This window comes from Aquiflexum sp. (genome assembly GCF_041749095.1).
Lineage (GTDB): Bacteria > Bacteroidota > Bacteroidia > Cytophagales > Cyclobacteriaceae > Aquiflexum.
Window position 1 is genome coordinate 1 of sequence record NZ_JBGTCA010000374.1, and the last position, 3981, is coordinate 3981.

At 41.0% G+C, this 3981-nt stretch carries 4 protein-coding genes; 1 reads left to right on the forward strand and 3 read right to left on the reverse strand.

Annotated features, from left to right (window positions below; translation table 11 throughout):
• The 3 genes from ACEW8O_RS17080 to ACEW8O_RS17090 all read right to left on the reverse strand — a co-directional run.
• Positions 1–632, reverse strand: a 632-nt coding sequence (locus ACEW8O_RS17080) for a sugar phosphate isomerase/epimerase family protein (RefSeq protein WP_373495839.1), incomplete at its 3' end; no start/stop codon positions are given.
• Between the two features lie 85 nt (positions 633–717).
• Entirely contained in the window at positions 718–1575 is an 858-nt protein-coding gene (locus ACEW8O_RS17085) for a phytanoyl-CoA dioxygenase family protein (protein WP_373495840.1), read from the reverse strand.
• Positions 1576–1846: 271 nt separating this feature from the next.
• Positions 1847–3385, reverse strand: coding sequence for a glycoside hydrolase family 88 protein (locus tag ACEW8O_RS17090; RefSeq protein WP_373495841.1), 1539 nt, complete (start codon positions 3383–3385; stop codon positions 1847–1849).
• A gap of 254 nt (positions 3386–3639) precedes the next feature.
• Between ACEW8O_RS17090 and ACEW8O_RS17095 the strand changes: the two genes are divergently transcribed.
• Positions 3640–3981 (forward strand): lactonase family protein (locus tag ACEW8O_RS17095; RefSeq protein WP_373495842.1); only part of this gene is annotated, 342 nt, incomplete at its 3' end.

Genomic DNA, 3981 nt, shown 5'->3' on the forward strand with positions numbered 1-3981 from the left:
ATCAATTTGAACCGTTCCCCATATTTCTCCAAATAGTAGACAGGATCCGCACCGGGGAAAAATGTCCATAGAATGTCCATTTCAAAACCCACATAGTTGGGATCGGTTTTTTGGATCATTAGGTCAAAAAGTGTCCCGTCATTATGGGGATGAAATTCATAACCGTGGTTATGGTAGCAGAATGCAAGATCGAATTTGTCTTTCAGGATTTTCCCTGCTGCATTGAAATCAGCAATTGCCTTTTCTGCTGCTGCAAGATCAAATGTTCCATCATGCGGAATCCATGCAACCCGGACATAGTTTGCTCCAAGTGTTTTGGCATCTTCTCCAATTTGATTGGTTTTGGTCATCAGATCCTGATAGCTTACTCCATAAGACGAACAATACATCCCTCTTTCATCCAGCATTGCCCTGAGTTCAGAGGGGGATTTTCCAAAAAGATTGGAAAACTCCATATCCTTGATGCCCATGGACTGAAGGGTATCCAATGTAGCAGGTACATCTTTTTGGAAACTGTTACGATAGGTGTAAGATACCATCCCGGGAGTTTCAGGAAATAGCCGGGATTGGGCTTCAGTGGTTGCTGAAAATAAAAGAAGTGCTATTGCGGAAAGGGTTAAATATTTGATCATGATATCTGTTTTTAATTAATTGGATCTCGATTTCTTCTAGGGATTTTCCTTTTGTTTCAGGGGTATGGAAAACAAGTATGGCCAATTAAGCTGACTTCACGTCTTTTTCCCAGCCGGTATCTTTCAGGGCAGGATCGTTTTCCTTCTTTAAAAAGTCCGCTGAAGAAAGAGAGTCCGCTTCCCAGGTCAGGATGGCCTCATCGGGGACGATTTCTACAGGGGTTTTCCAAGAGGTGGAAGTTTCGTTGTATGCCAGATTGGATTGTGAATTGTAACAGGATATTATTGACCATCTAGGATGGTCTGATAGATTCGCCTCTGACCTGTGCAAAAGGTTACTGTGGAAAAACAAAGCGTCTCCGGGCTGGATTTCACAATACACCAACTCCATGGTCTTGAGCGAGTTCTCGACCATCACCATATCCGCACCGACTTGTTCACCTGAGAAACCATGATTTATCCTGCCCAATTTATGGGATTCTTTGATGACCTGTAGGCAGCCGTTTTCTTTATTTGCTTCTGTCAGTGCCACCATGACACTCATCATTTGGTCAGGAAACATAAATTGGTTTTTGTACCAATATCCATAATCCTGATGCCATTCCCAGGCACCTCCCACTTTAGGCTCTTTCTGCATCAGCTTGGAATGGAAATGACAGACCGGAGCATCGCTGTCCAGTAGTTGGGCTACAGCATTTACCATTTTTTCGCTTCGGGTCAGGTATCCAAATACATCGTTTCCCGGCTTGAACCACAATGAGAGTTTGGTTTTCTTACCTGAAAGATCATTGAGATCGAGGGCATTCTTTCTCATGGCATCGTCATCTGTAGCAGTGTGGTACATTTTATCCACCTCTTCTTTGGAGCAAAATCCTTTGATCAGGATATAGCCATCCCGGTTGTAGTCTGAAACTTGTGCAGGGGTTAGTTTGGAATTGGTCATGACTAAGGAATTTAAGTCTTGTCGCTTATGGTGATTTCCTGTCCGTATTTAATGATTTCATTAGCAACTGGATTGAAAATATTGAATTCGGATTCTCTTTTTATCGAAATGGGGGTTTCCAGCTTGCATACATCATATTCGGATCAAGGTCAAATATAATTCTTTTTAATGATTTACCGGGGCAACATATTTTCAATTAATGAGGTCAGGCATTATAGAAATCAGACAGCAGGTGAAAGTTCCTAAAATACGACAGAAATTATAGTTGTAATTAATTTACTTCATTCAACCCCGCATAAAGTTGTGCTACCAAACCCATCCCAAATTGGGAAATCACCCTATATCCGCTTTTCTGCAGTTCTTCCCCTCCTCTATTAATCTGAGAAACCGATCTCAGAAACCCATCTTCGGATATATATTCCTGCACTCCTTGGTAAGCCAAAGATGCTGCACTGGCAAATTCTTCCGCCAGAATCCCCATGCGAAATCCCCAAGCAAATGACGCTGCGATACCTGCAGTGGCAGAGGTGTCCACACCGGTTTCAGGAATATCGATATAGGAATAAAACAACCCTTTTTCATTTTGAAGCCCTAAAACAAAACCAGCTTGTTTTACAAAATCTTTCCTGATTTCTTCCAACCCATCCAAATCCCCAAAATCGGCATTTTCAAACTCCCTCAGCGTCTTTACAATTCCCAATAAATACCAAGCCACTCCCCGCCCCCAATTCCTATATGCTTTTTGGCTATTTGCAGTTGACCTTTGATAAATGCTATTAGTTTCAGACAAAAATTCTAACCGGAGCAGTAGGTGGTTTACAGCCAATTCCGCAAATTTTCGGTCTTTCCTTTGACAGGCAATTACTGAAAGCGGATAGGCCAAAGTGTAACATCCCTCTGTGGTAACATGACCGGTGAAATCATTTTCTGAAGGGTTTTTAAGTTTTTGGATGTATACCAGCGCATTCGAAATTGAAATGTGGTCCGGATATAAATTACCAATGGCCGAAAAAGGTAAAAAATCTTCCAAACTATTGAATTTTCCATCCATGGGATAAGTTTGTGGACTTTCGAAAATAATTCCCTTTTCAGGGTCCAAGTAAGAATTCAATTGCGATTTAAGGGTTGCTGTGGCGGCTGATTTTCCCTGCTTGTGCAGCTCAAGAAGGCCATCTTGTACACTACCTCCCATCCAACCAAATGGACTGAAAGAGTTCATAGAATAAAGATTCTTAAAAAAAGCAGCTTCCTTGTTTGTTTTTTCAGGTAAGAACAAATGTGGCTGCAAGCCGGAATTGTCTTGGCGCAGCGCATCCAAACCATAAAACCAAGCTTCTTTACTACCTTGGATCAGTTCCAATCCAATACCTTCCAAGAGAATCTGTTGGTAATGAACCGCAGCAATTTGTAGCTCAAAAGGTTGAAAGGGATGGGCATATTGGATATCAAAAATACCCAGTTCCGTTTTTGATTTAGTTAAAAAAACCTTGATTATTACATGTTCCCTTATATCCAAGGCGGCAGTAAGTCTAAGGAAAAATGTATCGGTTTTTGGCTTCTGTCCTGACTTTGAAAATGAAATTACCGTCGGTGAATTTTCATCTTTTGTCACAATCGGAAAAGCATTCCACCCCAATGGAATCCTTTTTGCTGAATCCACCGGTTTGGTAGGAAAATGCGTGTCAATTGCAAGTTGACGCAAATCATTTGAATTCAACCCTCTAAAGACCAATGCGAGTCCATCCTTGTTGAATGCCAAAGAAGCGGCACCAACAATAGCTCCATTAACCAAAAATTTTCTTCTATTCATCTTGTTCGGCGGTATAATCAACCTCTTTTTTGAAATCCTAACCGGCTGATTTCAAAGCCTCAAATATATCTTTCATATACCCAATGGCAAATATTTTTCCTGTTATTTCATACCCGACAGAAGTGCTACCTACGAACTTTGCAGGAAATAGAATAATATTTGCAGAATTTTGAAAAAAACAGATGTAAATTGAAGTTTGATTTATATTCCTGTAATTCAGGGTTTTAATACTTAACAATCAAACGAACCAAACCATGACCAAATCATTCTTTTTAAAAAGCCTTTTTATTTCTCTGATCGGTTTTTCCGGAATTTGTGAAGGAGAATCCTTTGCACAGGATATAAAAGAAATGCTCTATGTAGGCACCTATACAGAACGGGACAGCCAAGGCATCTATGTCTTTGAGTTTGACAGAGCGGAGGGTAGATTGACGCAGGTGCAAACTATCTCGGACAGGGACAGCCCAACCTACCTGGACATCCATCCCAATGGTGGATATTTATATGCTGCAAACAGGCAGGGAACTATGGAGAATCCGGAAGAAGGATCAGTCAGCACTTTTCAGATCAACCAACAAACCGGGGAATTAAAACAC